Raw genomic sequence first — 1,698 nt, 5'->3', positions numbered from 1 at the left:
GGGATCCTCGTGACCGTCGTCTGAATCGGATTGCCGGTCCGTCGTCGTTGGTGCTCTTCGGGGTGACCGGGGATCTTGCCCGTAAGAAGCTCATGCCGGCCGTGTATGACCTGGCGAACCGGGGGCTGTTGCCGCCGAGTTTCGCGTTGGTGGGGTTCGGTCGCCGTCCGTGGAGTGATGCGGAGTTCGCCGCCGAGGTGAAGACCTCGGTGAAGGCGTACTCGCGGACCCCGTTTGATGAGGCGGTGTGGAACCAGCTCGCTGAGGGTATCCGTTTTGTCCGGGGCGAGTTCGACGACGACGATTCCTTTGAGCGGCTGGGTGAGACGATCGCTGAGCTGGATGAGCAGCGTGGAACGCGGGGCAATCACGCGTTCTACCTCTCGATCCCGCCGAAGGCGTTTGAGCAGGTCTGCCGCCAGCTCTCCAAGCATGGGCTGGCGCAGGCTGAGGGGGATAAGTGGCGGCGGGTGGTGATCGAGAAGCCGTTCGGGCATGACCTGGAGTCGGCCCGGGCGCTGAACGAGATTGTGGAGTCGGTGTTCCCGCCGGATGCGGTGTTCCGGATTGATCATTACCTGGGTAAGGAGACGGTGCAGAACATCCTGGCGTTGCGGTTCGCGAACCAGTTGTTCGAGCCGCTCTGGAATGCGAATTATGTGGACCACGTCCAGATCACCATGGCCGAGGACATCGGCACCGGTGGCCGGGCCGGGTATTACGACGGTGTGGGCGCGGCCCGGGACGTCATCCAGAACCATCTCCTGCAGCTGCTGGCTTTGACGGCGATGGAGGAGCCCATTTCCTTCAACGCGGACGATCTGCGGGCGGAGAAGGAAAAGGTCCTGGCCGCGGTCAAGCTTCCCGAGGACCTCTCGACCCATTCGGCGCGCGGGCAGTTCGCCGGCGGCTGGCAGGGCGGGGAACAGGTCCAGGGCTACCTGGAGGAAGAGGGTATCCCGGCCGATTCGACGACGGAGACGTTCGCCGCGATCCGGGTGGACATCCACACCCGGCGCTGGGCCGGTGTGCCGTTCTACCTCCGGGCCGGCAAGCGCCTGGGCCGCCGCGTGACCGAAATAGCGGTGGTCTTCAAACGGGCACCGAACCTGCTCTTCCGTGACCATGGCGAGGATGACTTCGGCCAGAACGCCGTGGTGATCCGGGTCCAGCCCGATGAGGGCGCGACGATCCGGTTCGGGTCCAAGGTCCCGGGCACGCAGATGGAAGTCCGGGACGTGACCATGGACTTCGGCTACGGGCACTCCTTCACCGAGTCCAGCCCCGAAGCCTACGAACGGCTCATCCTCGATGTGCTCCTCGGCGAGCCGCCACTGTTCCCGCGGCACGCCGAAGTGGAGCTGTCCTGGAAAATCCTGGACCCCTTTGAAGACTACTGGGCCGGGCTCACTGAGCAGCCGGAGCCCTACGCCCCCGGCAGCTGGGGCCCTGCCTCGGCCGACGAACTGCTGGCCCGCGACGGACGAACCTGGAGAAGGCCATGATTGTAGATTTGCCGGACACCACCACCTCGAAGATCTCCAAGAAGATCACCTCCCTGCGCGAGCAGGGCGGCGTGATCGCCCTGGGCCGGGTCCTGACCCTTGTGGTCGTGACCCGGTCCGGGCTCGAGGAAGAAGCGATCGAGGCCGCGAACGAGGCCAGCCGCGAACACCCCTGCCGGATCATCGTCCTCGC

Annotated in this window: 1 protein-coding gene and 1 pseudogene; both read left to right on the top strand. The window is 65.3% G+C overall.

What is annotated here, in order from left to right; translation table 11 throughout:
• Positions 1-1,505, top strand: a 1,505-nt coding sequence (gene zwf / locus AC50YA_RS23060; protein WP_494984471.1) for a glucose-6-phosphate dehydrogenase, incomplete at its 5' end; no start/stop codon positions are given.
• Positions 1,502-1,698: pseudogene (locus tag AC50YA_RS23055) on the top strand (glucose-6-phosphate dehydrogenase assembly protein OpcA); the annotation flags it as partial. The gene zwf and the pseudogene AC50YA_RS23055, both read left to right, overlap by 4 nt.

It is taken from the genome of Pseudarthrobacter sp. RHLT3-21, from assembly GCF_059383495.1.
Note: the sequence above shows the minus strand (reverse complement) of the source record. Positions and strands in the feature narration are given on the sequence as shown.